12 protein-coding genes and 1 pseudogene are annotated in these 17,971 nt (G+C 69.3%); 5 read left to right on the plus strand and 8 right to left on the minus strand.

Going from position 1 to position 17,971, the window contains the following annotated elements:
• Position 1 precedes the first annotated feature (1 nt).
• The 3 genes from ACFJIT_RS02745 to ACFJIT_RS02755 all read left to right on the plus strand — a co-directional run bounded on the left by ACFJIT_RS02745 (position 2) and on the right by ACFJIT_RS02755 (position 3,761).
• Positions 2-502: a (2Fe-2S)-binding protein gene (locus ACFJIT_RS02745; protein WP_379654960.1), complete on the plus strand. Its 501-nt coding sequence runs from the start codon at positions 2-4 to the stop codon at positions 500-502.
• A complete protein-coding gene (locus ACFJIT_RS02750; RefSeq protein ID WP_379654961.1) occupies positions 495-2,792 on the plus strand; it encodes a molybdopterin cofactor-binding domain-containing protein in 2,298 nt (765 codons plus the stop codon). The genes ACFJIT_RS02745 and ACFJIT_RS02750 overlap by 8 nt, the downstream gene beginning before the upstream one ends.
• Positions 2,793-2,930: 138 nt before the next feature.
• Positions 2,931-3,761 carry a DUF3014 domain-containing protein gene (locus ACFJIT_RS02755; RefSeq protein WP_379654962.1) on the plus strand — a complete coding sequence of 277 codons (831 nt, stop codon included), beginning with the start codon at positions 2,931-2,933 and terminating at the stop codon, positions 3,759-3,761.
• 29 nt (positions 3,762-3,790) lie between these two features.
• Here the strand turns inward: ACFJIT_RS02755 and ACFJIT_RS02760 are convergent, their stop codons facing one another.
• The 4 genes from ACFJIT_RS02760 to ACFJIT_RS02775 form a co-directional block, all read right to left on the minus strand.
• Positions 3,791-4,498 (minus strand): glutathione S-transferase, encoded by a 708-nt coding sequence (locus ACFJIT_RS02760; protein ID WP_130535219.1) that lies wholly within the window; start codon positions 4,496-4,498, stop codon positions 3,791-3,793.
• A 177-nt stretch (positions 4,499-4,675) separates the two neighbouring features.
• Positions 4,676-5,239 carry a discoidin domain-containing protein gene (locus ACFJIT_RS02765; protein ID WP_379654963.1) on the minus strand — a complete coding sequence of 188 codons (564 nt, stop codon included), beginning with the start codon at positions 5,237-5,239 and terminating at the stop codon, positions 4,676-4,678.
• A complete protein-coding gene (locus tag ACFJIT_RS02770; RefSeq protein WP_379654964.1) occupies positions 5,236-5,991 on the minus strand; it encodes a hypothetical protein in 756 nt (251 codons plus the stop codon). Before ACFJIT_RS02770 ends, ACFJIT_RS02765 begins: the two co-directional genes overlap by 4 nt.
• Before the next feature lie 259 nt (positions 5,992-6,250).
• Positions 6,251-6,508 carry a GIY-YIG nuclease family protein gene (locus tag ACFJIT_RS02775; protein WP_130517249.1) on the minus strand — a complete coding sequence of 86 codons (258 nt, stop codon included), beginning with the start codon at positions 6,506-6,508 and terminating at the stop codon, positions 6,251-6,253.
• A gap of 119 nt (positions 6,509-6,627) precedes the next feature.
• Here ACFJIT_RS02775 and clpB point away from each other — a divergent pair, with 119 nt between their 5' ends.
• Together clpB and ACFJIT_RS02785 are read left to right on the plus strand one after the other, a co-directional pair.
• Entirely contained in the window at positions 6,628-9,213 is a 2,586-nt protein-coding gene (gene clpB / locus ACFJIT_RS02780; RefSeq protein WP_379654965.1) for an ATP-dependent chaperone ClpB, read from the plus strand.
• Between the two features lie 196 nt (positions 9,214-9,409).
• A complete protein-coding gene (locus tag ACFJIT_RS02785) occupies positions 9,410-10,510 on the plus strand; it encodes a sterol desaturase family protein (protein WP_379654966.1) in 1,101 nt (366 codons plus the stop codon).
• Positions 10,511-10,546: 36 nt separating this feature from the next.
• Here the strand turns inward: ACFJIT_RS02785 and ybaL are convergent.
• The 4 genes and pseudogenes from ybaL to ACFJIT_RS02805 form a co-directional block, all read right to left on the minus strand.
• Positions 10,547-12,275: pseudogene (ybaL, locus tag ACFJIT_RS02790) on the minus strand (YbaL family putative K(+) efflux transporter).
• A gap of 325 nt (positions 12,276-12,600) precedes the next feature.
• A complete protein-coding gene (locus ACFJIT_RS02795) occupies positions 12,601-13,557 on the minus strand; it encodes a DMT family transporter (protein WP_379654967.1) in 957 nt (318 codons plus the stop codon).
• Positions 13,558-13,664: 107 nt separating this feature from the next.
• Entirely contained in the window at positions 13,665-14,492 is an 828-nt protein-coding gene (locus ACFJIT_RS02800; protein ID WP_379654968.1) for an AraC family transcriptional regulator, read from the minus strand.
• A 794-nt stretch (positions 14,493-15,286) separates the two neighbouring features.
• Positions 15,287-17,704 (minus strand): TonB-dependent receptor plug domain-containing protein, encoded by a 2,418-nt coding sequence (locus ACFJIT_RS02805; protein WP_379654969.1) that lies wholly within the window; start codon positions 17,702-17,704, stop codon positions 15,287-15,289.
• Between the last annotated feature and the right edge of the window lie 267 nt (positions 17,705-17,971).

A 17,971-nucleotide genomic window follows, 5' to 3' on the forward strand; every position in this document is an offset into this window, starting at 1 on the left:
GATGACCCAGCTCTTCGTCAACGGTGCGCCGGTCGAAGTGGATGCCCAGGACGACACCCCGCTGCTGTGGGTGATCCGCGATCAGCTGCATCTGACCGGTGCCAAGTTCGGCTGCGGCATCGGCATGTGCGGCGCCTGCACGGTGCACGTCAACGGCCGCGCCATCCGCTCGTGCATCACCCCGGTCGGGGCGGTCGCCGGGCAGCAGGTGACCACCATCGAGGGCCTGTCGCCGGACGGTCAGCACGTGCTGCAGCAGGCCTGGGTGGAGGCCCAGGCGCCGCAGTGCGGCTACTGCCAGCCCGGCCAGATCATGCAGGCCGCGACCCTGCTGGCCGACTTCCCCGATCCCACCGACGCGCAGATCAACGCGGTGATGGCCGGCAGCCTGTGCCGGTGCATGGCCTACGTGCGCATCCGCAAGGCGATCAAGCTGGCCGCCGGCCAGCTGCAGGCCGCGCAGGCCCAGGCCGCTCCCGCCAGCGAGGCCGGCCATGAATGAGATGACCCCGCCGCGCGGGCTGCGCCTGAGCCGCCGCAGTTTCCTGATCGGCGCGGCCGGCACCGGCTTTGTCATGGCCTTCGCGCGCGCCGCGGTGTGCCTGCCCGAACAGGCGCAGCAGGTGGTCGCCGAAGGCGGCTACGACCCGGACCTGTGGTTCCACCTGGCGCCCGACGGCACGGTGACGGTGCATGTGATCCGCGCCGAGATGGGGCAGCACGTCGGCACCGCGCTGGCCCGCATCCTGGCCGACGAGCTGGAGGCGGACTGGGCCAAGGTCCAGGTCGAGCACGTGGACAGCGATCCCAAGTGGGGCCTGATGGTCACCGGCGGCAGCTGGTCGGTGTGGCAGAGCTTTCCGCAGCTCAGCCAGGCCGGCGCGGCCGGGCGCATCACCCTAATCGAGGAGGCGTCCAAGCTGCTGCACGTGCCCGTCGCGCAACTGAGCGCACGCAACAGCGTGGTCAGCGGCGGCGGACGATCGATCGGCTATGCCGAGATCGTCCAGCGCGGCGATCTGCGGCGCAGCTGGAGCGCCGAGGCGCTCAAGGCCCTGCCGATCAAGCCGCCGGACCAGCGCCGGCTGGTCGGTGTGGACACCCGGGCGCTGGACATCCCCGGCAAGACCGATGGCAAGGGGGTGTACGGCATCGATGCGCGCATCGAGGGCATGGTCCATGCCGCGCCGGTCGTGCCGCCCACGCGCAACGGCTCCAAGGTCGCCTCGGTGGACGATTCGGCCGCCAAGCAGCTCAAGGGCTACCAGGGCCATCTGGTCCTGGACGACCCCTCGGGCACGGTGCCTGGCTGGGTGCTGGCGGTGGCCGATTCCACCTGGACCGCCTTTCAGGCGGCGGCGCTGTTGAAGGTGCAGTGGACCAGCGACGACACCGCCAAGGTGTCCGAGCAGGACCTGCAGGCCCATGCCGCCGGCCTGATCGACGATGCCAAGGCCGGCGCGTGGGTCGTGGAAGGGCCGGTCGAGGACGCCTTCGCCAAGGCCGTGCGGACGGTCCAGGCCGATTACACCACCGCCAGCGTGCTGCACTTCCAGCTCGAACCGCTCAATGCCACGGCGCTGCTCAAGGACGGCGTGTGGGAGATCCACACCGGCAATCAGTGGCAGTCGCTGATCCTGCCCACCCTGGCCAAGGCGCTGGGCGTGGGCGAGGACAAGGTGGTCCTGCGCACCTATCTGCTGGGCGGCGGCTTCGGCCGTCGCCTCAACGGCGACTACGCGGTGCCCGCGGCGCTGGCGGCCAAGGCGCTGGGCAAGCCGGTCAAGCTGACCTTCGCCCGGCCCGACGATGCGCGCTTCGATTCGTTCCGCTCGCCTTCGCTGCAGCGCCTGCGCATGGGCTTCGATGCGCAGGGCAAGGTGCTGGCGATGCAGCACGATGCCTGCGCGGGCTGGCCGACCCAGGTAATGGCGCCGGCGCTGATGCCCAAGGCCAAGAACGGCGTGGCCTACGATCCGTTCGCCATCTCCGGGGCCGACCACTGGTACACGGTCGGCGCGCACCGGGTGCGGGCGATCACCAACGATCTGGCCAATCGCGCCTTCCGCCCTGGCTGGCTGCGGTCGGTCGGACCGGGCTGGACCAACTGGGCGCTGGAGAGCTTCATGGACGAGGCGGCGCACGCGCTGGGCACCGATCCGCTGCAGTTCCGCCTGGGCCTGCTCGACGGCGCCGGCGACAACGCCGGCAGCGCGCCCAACGCGGTCGGCGGCGCCAGCCGCCAGGCCGGCGTGCTGCGTCACCTGGCCGGCCTCTGCGGCTGGGGACAGGCCTTGCCGACGGACACCGGGCTGGGCCTGGCCACCTCGTTCGGCCAGGAGCGCGACATGCCCACCTGGGTGGCGTGCGCCGCGCGGGTCCATGTCGATCGCGCCAGCGGCGAGGTCAAGGTGGAGAAGCTTTGGGTGGTGACCGACTGCGGCACCGTGGTCCATCCCGACGGCGCGCTCGCCCAGACCGAGGGCGCCTGCCTGTGGGGCCTGAGCATGGCGCTGTACGAGGGCACGACCTTCGAGAACGGCCAGGTGCGCGACCACAACCTCAACGCCTACACGCCGCTGCGCATGGCCGACGTGCCGGAGCTGCAGATCGAGTTCGTCGCCAGCACCCAGGCCGCCGTCGGCCTGGGCGAGCCGGCCACCACGGTGGTGGCGCCGGCGATCGGCAACGCCATCTTCCGTGCGGTCGGCGCGCGGGTGCGGCATCTGCCGATCACGCCGGCGCAGGTGCTGGCGGCGTTGCCGGCGGCCCAGGCCAAGGCGCCGGCCTGACCTGGCGCCTGCCGCGGCGCAGGCCATCGCGGCAGGCCTGGACCTGACTCGTGGCCAAGCGGCAGATGCCGATGGGGAACCGCTTCCGCAGGCAGGCGGTCACACCGGTCTCCCTTCGCAACAGAGGCGTCGCGCCTGATGCCGTCACCTCCTTCTTCGACGCCGCGCTGGCCCTGGGTCATCGTCGTGGTCCTGGTCGCCGCCGCGGGCTGGTGGCTGTTCGGCCAGCGCGAGGCGCCGCAGTCAGCCCCTGACACCGACGCGGCGACCGCAGCGCAGCCGCAAGGCCCGGCCGCCTCGACGCCGCCCGCCGGATCCCAGCCCCAGGCCGCCCCGGCCATCCAGCATCCGGTGCCCGGCGATGCGGCCGATGCCGCGCTGCCGGCGCTGGCCGCCAGCGACGACGCGGCTTGGCAGGCCTTGTCCGGCGCGTTCGGCAACGACGCGGCGCTCGGCGTCGTGCTGCGCGAGCATCTGATCCAGCGCCTGGTGGTGATGATCGACAACCTCACCCAGCCCAGCCTCACGCGCAATGCGCTGGCGGTGAAGCCGGTCGAAGGCACGCTGCAGGTCAGGGAAGGCGAGACGGCGATGGAGATCGATCCGGCCAATGCGCAGCGCTATGCGCCGTATGTCGCGGCCTTCACCCATGCCGACCCTGCCACGCTGGTGCAGGCGTATCGGCGCTTTTATCCGCTGTTCCAGCAGGCCTACCTGGAACTGGGCAAACCCAATGCCTACTTCAACGACCGCCTGGTGGAGGTGATCGACCATCTGCTGCAGGCGCCGGATCCCAGCGGGCCGCTGAGCGTCGAACCCGACGGCAAGGGCCGCCTGCGCTTCACCGATCCGGCGCTGGAACGCCTGTCGGTGGGGCAGAAGGCGCTGGTGCGTCTGGGCCCGCAGCAGGAGGCCGCGGTGAAGCAACAGTTGCGGGCCATCCGCACCGCGCTGACGCGCATGGACTAGGCCTGCCCGAAAACGAAGGGCAGGGCGTCTCAGGCCGCGTCCAGCTCCGGGTAGTGGCGGAAGATGCCGTTGGTGTTGAACGGCAGCCGCCGCTCGGAGGCCAGATAGGCCGCGATGCGCGGGCGCTGCGCCACGCGCTCCTGCAGGCCGTGCAGCAGCGGCAGCTCCGGCGCCAGCGCGGCCATGCGCCGCGGGAACATGTACTGCAGCCCGCTCATCAGCTGGAACAGCGACAGGTCGACGTAGGAATGCTGGCGCAGCGCATGCCGGCCATCGGCCTGCGCGAGCACCTGTTCGAAGTAGCCCAGGAACTTGGGCAGGCGCTGCGCGCGCAGGTCCGCGGCGCGCCGCTGCGCCTCGGCCTGCTGGTCCTGGTAATACAGCGAGGAGGCGATGGGGTGGTGGGTGTCGTGCACCTCGGCGACCAGGTCGGCGATGGTCAGCTGCAGCTGCAGCGCCTGCAGGCGGCGCGACTCGGCCTCGGGCACCAGCTCCAGCGTCGGGCCCAGGTAATGCAGGATCGCGCTCACCTGGGCCAGCACCAGGCGCCCGGCCTTGAGGAAGGGCGGCGCGAACGGCCGCGCGCCATCCTGCTGGCCGGACAGGAACGGCTCCATCGCCGCATCGCCCTGTTCGCGGACCACGTCGGTGTAGTCGGCGCCGGCATCTTCCAGCGCCAGCCGCACGAACTCGCCGCGCCCCTGAATGCCGCTCCAGTAGTACAGCTCGTAATGCATCGCGCGCTCCGCGTCCGGGGGAACGCGTCAGGCTAGTCGAGCCGTGGCGAGGGAGGCGTGATGCGCGCCGGGTGCGGTTCGCCGCGTTGCCCAACTGTCGCGGATCGTCGGCGTGCGCCCCTGAGTCCCGCACACCAGCGCCCGGCCAATCGCCGGGCGCCGGCGTCGCCGCAGCCCTCAGTAGACCTCCAACTCGTAGATGCGCGTGGCCGGGTCGCCGTTCTGCGTCGGCGTGTTGATCTTGAGCTGCACGTAGCGCGCCGTGACCGGGTTGACGTCGTGCGTGCTGACGTTGGCGGTGTTGCCGCTGGCGCTGGCCACGGTGGACCAGGTGCTGGCGTCGGAGGACACCTGCAGCGTGTAGGCGCGGGTGTTCAACGCGGTGTTCTCGCCGCCGGCGCCGGCGTGTCGCACGATCACGCGCTTGATGCTCTTGGCGCTGCCCAGGTCGACCCGCAGCCACGCGCCGCTGACCAGGGAACAGAACTTGTCGCTGGTGCCGCCCGAGACGCTGCCGTTGACCGCCTTGGCCGGCGTCTCGCTGGCGTTGCAGGCGCTGCTTCCGGTGGCGGTCTTGGCATAGGCCAGGTTCGGCGAGACGGTGCCGGCTCCGCTGCTCACCGCCTGGTTGATGGCGCCCGCATAGTCGGCCGCGGTGCCCTGCGCGGCGCAGGCCTGGATATCGTCGTAGAGCCAGATGAAGCCGCCGGCGATGCCGGCCGAGGACTTCCAGGCACTCATGCGACTGTTGACGCTGGCCGGGCTGTCGCCGCTGGCGCAGTTGCTGCCGTGTCGGCTCCACAAGCCCGGATCGACGGTGATGCCCAGGCTGTCGGACGCGACTTGGGATCGTTGCCGGCGCCGCCGTCGTAGACCTGCAGATAGACCCCGTCGACCCGATCGCCCAGGTTGGCCTTGAGCGTCTTCCAGAACGTCACCTGCGTATACGGCGCGAAGGTGATCGCCAGGCCCAGGCTGTCGTAGAGCATCTTGCCGAAGGCGGTGGCCGAGGCCAGGTCGTAGGCCGACTCGTCGTCGAAGTTGACGGCGTTGGCGCCGGTGGCGTTCTTCAGCGCCTGGAAGTTGCGGTACAGGATGCTGTCGGACCCGGTGCCCTGGCTGTTGATGAGCGCTTTGATGTTCTCGAAATCGGTGGCGCCCGCCGAGCCGACGGACAGCTCGATGCGCGTCACCGAGGTCGGCGCGGTCCTGAGGCGGGTCAGGCGGCTGGGCCAGCCGCTGTCGCCCACGTAGCCGCCGTTGGACACGATCAGCTTGTCGTTGAGGTACAGGTCGCCGTTGGACTGGACGTGCACGCTCCAGAGCATGACGGTGGTGAAGCCCGAGGCGCGCAGATCGTCGATGACGGTGGTGCCGCCGGAGTAGAACGGGCCGCCGCCGTAGATGGCGGAGTCGGCACGGGCCTGGCTGGGGAACAGCGGGGCGAGCGCAGCGAGCAGCAGGCAGAGCGAGAGACGGGTCGTGCGGTGCATGGTCCAGCTCCTGGTTGACGAAGGCGGGGGACGCCGACGCTCGGCAGGGCGGTGGGCGTCGTCAATTCGCGGAAAACGGTTGCGGCCCGCCGCCTGCGTCGATGTGTGACCCACAACGCAGTTGGGAGCGCCTGCGACGCCCTGGGAAAGTCAGAGATTAGATCGATCCAAAGCCTGCTATTGCGCCGCAGCAGCGGTTTTGCGCGAAGGCATGCGCCGATCGCCGGCCTGCCGTGCGCTTGCGTGTCATGACGCGGGGCTAGGCTTCCGTCAGCCAGGCCTGCTTGCGGGCGCGTGGCAGCTGCTTGACCTGCCATTCGGCGCGCGCGGCGCTGGCGCGGTCGGGGTAGGCGCGGCTGGCCAGGATGCGCAGCGGCGGATGGGCGCGGGTATAGCGCGCGCCGCGGCCCTGCTGATGGGCGGCGAAGCGCGCGGCTACGTCGGTGGTGATGCCGCAGTAGTAGCTGCCGTTGCGGCATTCGAGCAGATAGACGAACCAGGGCGCGGGCGCAGGCATCGGCGGGAATTATGCAGCGCCTGAGCGCTGCGTCTCACCACCCCTTGAAACACGCTGGCTGAACGCCATGTGGAAGACATTGCCGGTATCGCCGGCCCCCTTTCTTCGAGGATGTTCCCATGCGAATGGACAAGCTGACTTCGCGCTTTCAGCAGGCCCTGGCGGATGCGCAGTCGCTGGCCGTCGGCCGCGACAACAACTTCATCGAGCCGGTGCACCTGATGGTGGCGCTGATCGACCAGACCGGCGGCAGCACCAAGGCCCTGCTGCAGCAGGCCGGCGTCAACGTGCCGCTGCTGCGCGAGCGGCTGGGCGAGGCGCTCGACGCGCTGCCCAAGGTCACCGGGCAAGCCGGCAACCTGTCGGTCGGTAACGACCTCAGCCGCCTGTTGAACGTCACCGACAAGCTCGCCCAGCAGCATGGCGATGCCTTCATCGCCAGCGAGTGGTTCGTGCTGGCCGCGGTCGAGGACAACGGCCCGCTCGGCCTGATCCTGCGCAACGCCGGCGCCGACAAGGCCCGCATCAGCGCGGCCATCGAGAAGATCCGCGGCGGGGAAAGCGTGCAGAGCGAGAACGCCGAGGACCAGCGCCAGGCGCTGGAGAAGTACACCATCGACCTGACCGCGCGCGCCGAATCCGGCAAGCTCGATCCGGTGATCGGCCGCGACGAGGAAGTGCGTCGCACCATCCAGGTCCTGCAGCGCCGTACCAAGAACAATCCGGTGCTGATCGGCGAGCCCGGCGTGGGCAAGACCGCCATCGTCGAGGGCCTGGCCCAGCGCATCGTCAACGGCGAGGTGCCCGAGAACCTGCGCAACAAGCGCGTGCTGAGCCTGGACATGGGCGCGCTGATCGCCGGCGCCAAGTTCCGTGGCGAGTTCGAGGAGCGCTTGAAGGGCGTACTCAACGACCTGGCCAAGAGCGAGGGCCAGATCATCCTGTTCATCGATGAGCTGCACACCATGGTCGGCGCCGGCAAGGCCGACGGCGCGATGGATGCGGGCAACATGCTCAAGCCGGCGCTGGCGCGCGGCGAGCTGCACTGCATCGGCGCCACCACGCTGGACGAGTACCGCAAGTACATCGAGAAGGACGCCGCGCTGGAGCGCCGCTTCCAGAAGGTGTACGTGGGCGAGCCCAGCGTCGAGGACACCATCGCCATCCTGCGCGGGCTCAAGGAGCGCTATGCGCTGCACCATGGCGTGGAGATCACCGACCCGGCCATCGTCGCGGCCGCCACGCTCTCGCACCGCTACATCACCGACCGCCAGCTGCCCGACAAGGCCATCGACCTGATGGACGAGGCGGCCAGCCGCATCCGCATGGAGATCGACTCCAAGCCGGAGGAGCTGGACCGCATGGAGCGCCGGCTGATCCAGCTCAAGATCCAGCGCGAGATGCTCAAGAAGGAGAAGGACGAGGCCTCGCGCAAGCGCCTGGCCGATCTGGAGAGCGACATCGAGGCGCTGGAGCGCGAGTTCTCCGATCTGGAAGAGATCTGGAAGTCGGAGAAGGCCGCCCTGCAGGGCACGACCAAGATCAAGGAGCAGATCGAACAGGCCAAGCTTGACCTGGAAGCCGCACAGCGCCGCCAGGACTACGCCAAGATGAGCGAGATCCAGTACGGCGTGCTGCCGCAGCTGGAGAAGCAGCTGGCCGCCGCCGCCGAGGCCGAGCACACCGAGTTCAAGCTGGTGCAGGACCGCGTCACCGCCGAGGAGATCGCCGAGGTGGTCAGCCGCTGGACCGGCATTCCGGTCAACCGCATGCTCGAGGGCGAGCGCGAGAAGCTGCTGCGCATGGAGGACGTGCTGCACCAGCGCGTGGTCGGCCAGGAAGAGGCCATCCGCGTGGTGTCCGACGCGGTGCGCCGCTCGCGCGCCGGCCTGGCCGATCCGGACAAGCCCAGCGGCTCGTTCCTGTTCCTGGGGCCGACCGGCGTGGGCAAGACCGAGCTGTGCAAGGCGCTGGCCGAGTTCCTGTTCGACAGCTCCGATGCCATGGTGCGCATCGACATGAGCGAGTTCATGGAGAAGCACGCCGTGGCGCGGCTGGTCGGCGCGCCTCCGGGCTACGTGGGCTATGAGGAAGGCGGTTACCTGACCGAGGCCGTGCGCCGCCGGCCGTACTCGCTGATCCTGCTGGACGAGGTCGAGAAGGCCCATCCGGACGTGTTCAACATCCTGCTGCAGGTGCTCGACGACGGCCGCCTGACCGACGGTCAGGGCCGCACCGTGGACTTCCGCAACACCGTCATCGTGATGACCTCCAACCTGGGCTCGCACCAGATCCAGGAGCTGTCCGGCGACGACTCGCCGGAGGCCTATACGCAGATGAAGGCGGCGGTGATGGGCGTGGTGCAGGCGCACTTCCGCCCGGAGTTCATCAACCGGCTGGACGACATCGTCGTGTTCCACCCGCTGGACAAGGCGCAGATCAAGCAGATCGCGCGCATCCAGATGAGCGGGCTGGAGAGGCGCCTGGCCGAGCGCGGGCTGAAGCTGGAGGTGTCGGACAAGGCCTTCGAGCTGCTCGGCAACGTCGGCTTCGACCCGGTCTACGGCGCGCGTCCGCTGCGCCGCGCGATCCAGGCGCAGCTGGAGAACCCGCTGGCTTCGAGGATCCTGTCCGGCGAGTTCGTCAGCGGCGATACCATCCAGGTCGACGCCCAGGGCGGGCAGCTGGTCTTCAGCAAGGCGTGATCCTGGGGGCGGGATCGGGGATTCGGGATCGGGGATTCGCAGGAGCGGTCCTTCGATCCCGGCCTCGCCCGCTCTGACCAATCCCCAATCCCAAATCCCCAATCCCCGACGGCCCCAGCCGTCGAGGACAGCTTGGCGAAAGCCAGCGGCGTGATGCTGTGAGGGCCGGCCTCGTGCCCCTCTTCGCCGTCTTCGCATGTCTGGTTTCGCCCTGGTGTCGTCCGTCGCCCATGCCTGGTCCACGCTGGTCGACCTGCTCTCGCGGCATGCCATAGCGCCGCTGCTGGACGCGCTGCACCTGCGTGGCCTCAGCGACAACCCGCACGACATCGCCGCCTCGCTGCTGATCGCCGCGCTGCAGCTGGCGATCATCGGCCTGGTCTTCCGCCCGCTGGAGAGCCTGTGGCCGGCCGAGCGCTGGGAAGATCGGCGGCTGGCGCGGATCGACTTCCACTACACCTGGGTGATGCTGGTCGGGGTGTTCCCGCTGTTCTCGTTCCTGGTGCTGACGCCGCTGGCCAACCTGGCCGGCGGCGGCGCGGATGCCGGCACTGCCGGGCACGGCCTGCGCGACGCCTGGCCCTGGCTGGACCGCCATCCTGCGGTGCTGTTCGTCGGCTACTACGTGGTCTACGACTTCACCTACTACTGGATGCACCGCGTGCAGCACTGGATGCCGTGGTGGTGGGCGATGCATTCCATGCACCACAGCCAGCGCCAGCTCAGCTGCTGGGCCAACGACCGCAGCCATTACCTGGATGGCGCACTGCAGTCCTTCGTGCTGGCCGGGGTGGGCGTGGCCTTCGGCATCCGCGCCGACGAGTTCGCCTGGATGATGCTGCTGGGCGAGCTGGTGCAGAACTTCTCCCACGCCAACGTGCGCATCGGCTTCGGCCCGGTGCTGGGCAAGGTGCTGGTGGATCCCACCTTCCACCGCCTGCACCACATGGTCGTCGATCCGCAGCGGCCCTATCTGCACAACTGCAACTTCGGCCAGGTGCTAGCGGTGTGGGACGTGCTGTTCGGCACCGCGCTCTACGGCGAGCCGGTGCGGCCCACCGGCGTGGCCGACCCGATGGTCGACCGCGACAACGAGCTGGGCCTGGTGGCGATGCAGTGGGAGACGCTCAAGCGCTTCTGGGGCGCGGTGCGCTGCCGCGCCGGCTGGACACCGGGGGACGTGGCCTTCGATGCGCACTATCGGCCGGTGCCGGTGCAGCACGAGGCGCATGCGCCGGTGCCGGCACACGGTGCGCAGGGCGTGCCGGCGCTGGAGGGCGAGCGGGTCCGCTGCTGATCCGGCCCGCGGCGCCGGGGCGGGTGTGCGGCCGCCTCAGGCAGACGTTGCGGCCGGCTCGGCAGCGGGCGGGCGGCCCTGGCGGTAGGGCGGCATGGCCATGATCATCTCGGCCAGCGAGAACGCCAGTTCGCGCTCGGCCAGCACGGCGGCATCGGCGCCGTGTTCGAGCAGGTGTTCGACCTCGGCCTCGCTGTGCGCGCGCGCCAGCACGGTCAGCTCGGGATTGAGCGCGCGCAGCTTGGCGATGGCCTCGCCGGCCTCCAGCGGTTGCGGGATGGCCAGCACCGCGATGCGCGCCTTGTCCGGCTGGGCCTCGGCCAGCACCGCATCGGCCGCGGCGCTGCCGCGGATGGCGGCAATGCCGGCCGCATGCGCCTTGTCGACGTTGTCGCGGCTGTCGTCGATCACCACCACCGGCACGCCGCGCTCGTGCAGCACGTGCACCAGGTTGCTGCCGACCCGGCCGTAGCCGATCACGATGGCGTGCTCGCCGGCGCGCAGCGGCGGGCCGGGCAGGGGCTCGGGCTCGACCGCCGGGATGCCGGGGGCGTCCTGCGGATGGCGCCGCAGCCAGCGGTCCAGCGCGGTGAACAGGAAGGGGTTGGCCACGATCGACAGCAGCGCGCCGGCCAGGATCAGGTCGTGGCCCTCCTGCGGCAGGATCTTCAGGGCCAGGCCCAGGCCGGCCAGGATGAAGGAGAACTCGCCGATCTGCGCCAGGCTGGCCGAGATGGTCAGCGCCGTGCCCTTGGGATAGCCGAAGCTGCGCACGATTGCATAGGCGGCCAGCGACTTGCCGACCACGATGATCAGGAAGGTGGCCAGCACCTGCAGCGGGTACTTCACCACGATGGTCGGGTCGAACAGCATGCCGACCGAGACGAAGAACAGTACCGCGAACGCATCGCGCAGCGGCAGCGAATCGTTGGCCGCCTTGTGGCTCAGCTCGGACTCGTTCGAGCAGCATGCCGGCGAAGAACGCGCCCAGGGCGAAGCTCACGCCGAACAGCTTGGCCGAGCCGAAGGCCACGCCCAGCGCGATCGCCAGCACCGACAGGGTGAACAGCTCGCGCGAGCCGGTCGCCGCGACGCGCTCCAGCGTCCAGGGGATCACCCGGCGCCCGACCAGCAGCATCACCGCCACGAACGCGGCCACCTGCAGCAGCGTGGCGCCCATCGCCTTGGCGATCTCCATCCACGCCCCGCCGCCGGCCCGGGCGCCGGCCTCGCCTTCGCCCAGCGCGCCGGCCAGCGCCGGCAGCAGCACCAGCGCCAGGACCATGGCCAGGTCCTCCACGATCAGCCAGCCCACCGCGATGCGGCCGCGGCTGGTGTCGAGCATGCGCCGCTCCTCCATCGCCCGCAGCAGCACCACGGTACTGGCCACCGACAGCGCCAGGCCGAAGACGAAGCCCTGCATCGGGTTCCAGCCCATCCACCAGGCCAGGCCGAAGCCCAGCAGCGTGGCCACGGTGATCTGCACGACCGCGCCGGGGATGGCGATCTTCTTGACCGACATCAGGTCTTCGAGCGAGAAGTGCAGGCCCACGCCGAACATCAGCAGCATCACGCCCAGCTCGGACAGCTGCGTGGCCAGGTCCTGGTTGGCGACGAAGCCGGGGGTGAACGGCCCGACGATCATGCCGGCCACCAGGTAGCCCACCAGCGGCGAGAGCTTGAGCTTGTTGGCCAGCGCGCCCAACACGAAGGCCACGGCCAGGCCGACGGCGATGATGTCGATCAGGCTGGTGTCGTGATGCATGGGCGTCCTTGGTATTGCGAGCCGTGGAGTTTGGCTCAGCATGAACAGGCTGCGCAAATCGAAAATGACCGAACGGTTCATGCAGCCTATCGCTCATGACCGAACCGACAGCTGCGATGCCCCGACCTTACGCCCATCGCCGTTCGCTTCATGCCGATGCGATCTTGTGGTGGCCGCGCGCCCCGCTCGGCGTCACCCTCCCCCAACCACCGTCATTCCCGCGAAAGCGGGAAGTGTCTTTCGGCAGACGCATGTCTGACTATCCAGGGACTTGGCGATCACGCGCGAAACGCCGAGGCGGTGTCAACCGCCACCGCACAGCCCGCTAGGGATGAATTTCGGGCCGGATACGCACGGCCACCAGCACGCCCGCGATCAGCAGCCCGATCCCGAGCAGCATCACGCCGCCGGGCCAAGTGCCGCGCAGCAAGAAGGCGTAGAGCAGGGCGGCCAGGGTCTCGAACACGATGAGCTGGCCCACCAGCGCGGTGGGCAGGCGTTGGCTGGCGGCATTCCAGCACAGCGTGCCGGCCCAGGAAGACAGCAGCCCGATCGCGCCCATGAGGCCGACGAAGGCCCAGGGGCGAGGACCCAGCGGCGCCACATCGGCCGCCGCGCTCGCCGTTGCGTAGCGCCAGGCCAGATAGGCCGCATAGCCGAGTAGGGCGATCGGCAGGGTCGCCAGGCCCTGGGCCGTGGCCCAGGCGCGCGCCTTGCGGTTGGGATGGGAGCGCATCCAGTCGCCGTTGCGCAGGGGATACCAGGTCCAGCAGGCGACGGCGCCGACCGCGAGGATCGCGCCCCACAGGTAGCGGCTGCGCTGGGTCGGGGAGGCGTGGGCGAGTGCGGCCATCTCGACCTGGTTGACGCAGGCGATGCCGGCCAGGATCACCAACAGGGCGGGGGCGAGGCGGGGCCAGGGCAGACGCCCGTCGCGGGCGTGGTTGCGCAGGTTGGCGGCGATGGCGATGACCACGGGCAGGGTGCCGATGATCATGGTCGGCAAGGGCGCGCCGGCGCGCTGGATGGCGCTGGAAAGACACAGGTAGTACAGGAAGTTGCCGACCACCGAGAGTTTGAGCGCTTCGGTCCAATCGGCGCGCGTGAGTCGCCGCAGTTCGGCGCGGTCCCACCAGGCCAGCGGCAGCGTGATCAAGCCGAACGCCAGGTAGCGGCCCAGGGTGTGGAGGATGGGCGGGTACTCGGGCAGCAGCAGCGGCCCGACGAAGACCAGGCCCGACATCAAGCCTGCCATCAAGGCAAATGCCACGCCTGCGCCCATGGTCGGTGTTCCCCTGCGATGCCGATGCCGTCACGTCAGGTCGCAGGGTGGCGCGTGGGCGCGGCCGCCGTCTTGTACCAGCTTGCGCTTGCGGTGGGGTGGAGGGTTCAGCGGATCTGGCGTTGATAGCGCGCCGGGGTGACGCCGTAGCGGCGTGCGAAGGCGCGGGTCAGGTGGGCCTGGTCGGTCAGGCCGGTGGCCGCGGCGACATCGGCCGGGCGCACGCCGCGGGCCAGCAGGCGCTTGGCTTCGGCCAGGCGCAAGGCCATCAGCATCTGGTGGGGGGTGAGGTGGTATTGCGCCTTGAACTTGCGCAGGAAGTGGAAGGGGCTCAGGTTCGCCACGGCGGCCAGGTCGGCCAGCGCCAGCGGCTCGTGCAGCGCGGCGCGCATGGCGTCGATCACGGGCGCGAGGCGTGCGGTGGCGCCATCGCGGAGTTCGCGCGTGGCGGTACGCGCCAGGGGGCGCAGGCTGGCGATGAATCCCAGCAGCAGGCCATCGGCCTGCAGGGCATCGCTGCATTGCCACAGGTGCTGGTGCAGGGAGGTCAGGTGCTGCGCGAGTTCGGGATGGCGCGATTCCACCACGTCGCCGAACCACCAGTGCGCTTCGCCGCTGAGCGCGCTGACCAGGCTCGGATCCAGATACAGCATGCGGTAGCGCCAGCCGCCTGCGGTTTCCGCGCGGCCGGTATGCGGTACGTCGGGGTGCATCAGGACGAGGGACTGTGGGGTGGCGAGGTGATCGGCACCGCGATAGCGGAACCGTTCGACGCCGGTCTCGATGATGCCCAGTCCGTACGCCTGGTGCGTGTGCGGCTCGAAGGCGTGCTGCACGATGCTTGCGCGGTAGAGCTCGGCGCCCGGCCGGCCGGCCACGTTCCGAAATTCGGCGTGGTCTTCGGAAGCGGTCAGGGGTTCTGGCAGGTGGGGCATGTCGAGAGTCTAAGAGCGATGCGTGCCCTGGTGGCGGTGCTTGAGTCTGGCTTTTGACCGATCTGCTACTTGCAGCGTCATTCGCATTTGGAGCTCAGTGCTGCAATGTTCCGGCCTCGTCGTTCCAGGGGCCGGGTGTTCTAGTTCCGTCGAAGAACAAAAAGCGTTCTTTGCCTGATTGAGGCATCGCGGCGCGTGGTTGTTGTTTTGGCTTCGGGTGGGCAGCGGTCCGGCGGGCGGTGTCCGCTTGTCCCTCGGTCAGGGCATCCTGCCCTGACTCGGGCGCTCGGCTTCCTGCCTCGCTAGGCGCGGCCACCGCCCGCCGGCCCGCTGCTGCGCGCGTTTGGTTGAAGGGCTTCGGGTTGAAGGAAGTCTCGATCCATCTGCCCCAAGGCTCGACCCGATCGGGCCATGCGGAAAGCGGGCCATGATGGCTCGCGACGGTGCGTGGGTGCGATGCGTCCTTGCGGAATGCCGACGACAGATGCGTTGTCGGACCCCATCGTGGGAGCCGCCATGGCGGCGATGAGGCTCTACCGGGCATGTCTGAGTCGCGATTAGGCTTTACCGGGAAAGCCCCATCGCCGCCAAGGCGGCTCCCACCAGGCAGGGTGCGGAGTCTCAATGCTCTCCGGTCCCAGGCTGAGCCAGGAGAGCTGGCGAGCCGAGGAGCCGCGCCCAGCCGAATCGAGGCGGTAAGCGGAGTGGGCTCACCAACCTCGTGCCTGGGCGCAAAAAAAAGCCCCGGCCAGATCGACCGGGGCTCTTGGTTCACGCGATGACGCTGGAGCGGCTTACCAGGTGTAGGCGATGCGGCCGTACACGTAGGCGCCGTTGAAGCCGAACGGCGAGTAGTTGCTGTACGGGAACACGCCGCTGGTCGAGTTGGCGTAGGTGTTTTCCTGCGGATAGGTGTCCAGCACGTTGTCCGCGCCCACAGTCAGCGTCCACTGCGAGGTCGGCTTGTAGCTGGCGTTGACGTCGACCAGCCACTTGGCGTCGAAGGTCTGGTCGTTGGCCGGCGTGGTCGAGTTGCGCACGGTGACGCTGCCATAGCGCGTGCCGGTCAGGCCCACGCTCCAGTGGTCGCTATGCCAGGTGCCGCCGACGATCGCCTTGCTCTTGGGGAAGCTGTCTTCCAGTCGGCCGATCTCGTCGCGCCCGACCAGGCCGGTGGTGATGCCCAGGCCGGTCAGCACGGCCGGCGAGGCGTCCAGGCGGGTCACCTCGGTCTTGCCGTAGCTGTAGCTGGCGGTCAGGTCCAGGCCGCTGGTGGCGAACGGGATTGCATAGGTGCCCACCACGTCCACGCCGCGGGTGCGGGTGTCGGCGGCGTTGGTGAAGTAGCGGAACTGGGTCACCTGGTCCTGGCCCAGGCTGGTCAGCAGCGCGCGCGCGGCCGGGGTGGTGTTGACGTTGGAGGACAGCAGGATGCGGTCGTCGATCTTGATCTGGTAGGCGTCGACCGTCAGCGAGAACGCATCGGTCGGCTGCAGCACCAGGCCCACGCTGTAGGAGGTCGAGGTCTCGGCCTTGAGCGGCTTGGCGCCCAGGGCCTGGGCCACGGCGGTGTCGGCCGGGAAGGTGCCGGACTGGAAGAACACGCCGTTGTTGATCGTGCTGGAGATGGCCTGGAAGCTCTGCTGGGCCAGCGACGGGGCGCGGAAGCCGTTGGACGCCGTGGCGCGCAGGGCGACGCGGTCGGTGAAGGCGTAGCGCGCCGACAGCTTGCCGGAGACCTTGCTGCCGAAGTCCGAGTAGTCCTCGTAGCGACCGGTCAGGCCAGCGGAGAACTTGTCGGTGAAGTCGGCTTCCAGCCCGGTGTAGACCGCGTAGCTGTGGCGGTCGGCATGCACGGCATTGGCGGGGGTGAAGCCGCCGAAGCCCTGCGCGCCGGATTGGGAGCCGGCGATGCCCTGGCCCGCATTGGCGTAGGAGCCGTACTCGCCCGGCGACTGGTTCCACTTCTCGCCGCGGTACTCGGCGCCGAAGGACCAGGTCACCGGATAGGCCAGGCCCCAGTCCAGCGCCTGGGTGAAGTCGGCGTTGAAGATGTTCTGGGTGTACTCCAGCGCACCATCGTAGAAGCTGGTCGGGCTGGCCGCGCCGAGCGTGTAGTTGATGGTGTTGCGGGTGTGGTAGTCGATCTTGTTGTAGCCGTAGTTGTAGCTGACGTCCCAGGTGAAGCCGCCGTCGGTGCTGCCCTTGAGCCCGGCGATCAGCGAGCGGTCCTTGGAGTACTGGTTGATCACCGGCACGTAGCCGTCCGGATAGAACTGCGCCAGCAGCGCGCTCTGGTTGTTGTGGTTCTTCGAGCGGTAGAAGGCGTAGGAGTCGATGTCGCGGTTGCTAGCGATCGCCGTGGCGTAGGCGCTGAGGTGGTCGCTGAAGTCGAAGCTGGTGTTGGCCGACACCGCGCCGGCGTTCACGTCCGGGTCGCCGATCACGAAGGCCTTCTGGCCCACCGAGGGGAAGTTGCCGGTGTTGGGCGTGCTGCCGGCGTAGGCGCCGGAGCGGTTGGTCGGATCCTGGTAGCCGACCTGGCCGGCCACGTGCAGCTTGCCGCGACCGTCGGCGAAGCCCACGCCCGCATCGCCGGAGAGCTGGTACTGCTCACCATCGCCCTTGGCGTACTTGCCGTAGTTCACCGCCAGGCTGCCGCCGTTGCCGGCGCCCTTGAGCACGATGTTGACCACGCCGGCGATGGCGTCCGAGCCGTACTGCGCCGAGGCGCCGTCGCGCAGCACTTCCACGCGCTCGATGGCCGCGACCGGAATGCTGTTGAGGTCCACCGCCGAGGAGCCGCGGCCGATGCTGCCGTTGAGGTTGATCGCGGCCGAGCTGTGGTAGCGCTTGCCGTTGACCAGCACCAGCACCTGGTCGGGCGAGAGCCCGCGCAGCTGCGCCGGGCGCACGCCGCTGGTGCCGTCCACCAGCGCCGGGCGCGGGAAGTTGAGCGAGGGCAGGGCGCGCGAGAGCGCGGTGGCCAGTTCGGTGGTGCCGGTGGCCTGCAGGGTCTCGGGCGAGATGATGTCGATCGGCGACTGGGATTCGGCCACGGTGCGGTCGGCCACATGCGTACCGGTGACGATCACGGTATCCAGCGTGCTGGCTTTGACGGGCGCCGAAGAGGCGGCGTCCTGGGCGAAGGCGGGGGCGGCGGCCAGGGCGAGAGCCACGGCGGCGGCGAGGGGACTGGTCTTGCGGTTCATCTATGCAACTCCGGTAATAAAGGCTCGCATCGCTGGGGGAGGGCTCGTCACCTGAACAGGGGGCGAGGTCGCGATGCACTTTCGAATTAACGCTTTTCTAACTGATGTGTCAAACCCGGTTTCGGCTGAAATCGCTTTGGCCGTGCGCGCCGCGCGCCGGAAAATCCGTGGTTGCGGCGCCCCGCACGGGCTCCGAGTCAAGTATTCGTTAACGTTAGAATGACGTCGCAGGAAGGGTCCTCATCTCCTCATGCCCTTCGGTTATTT

This window comes from Pseudoxanthomonas sp. UC19_8 (assembly GCF_042700505.1).
Classification (GTDB): Bacteria; Pseudomonadota; Gammaproteobacteria; order Xanthomonadales; family Xanthomonadaceae; genus Pseudoxanthomonas_A; species Pseudoxanthomonas_A winnipegensis.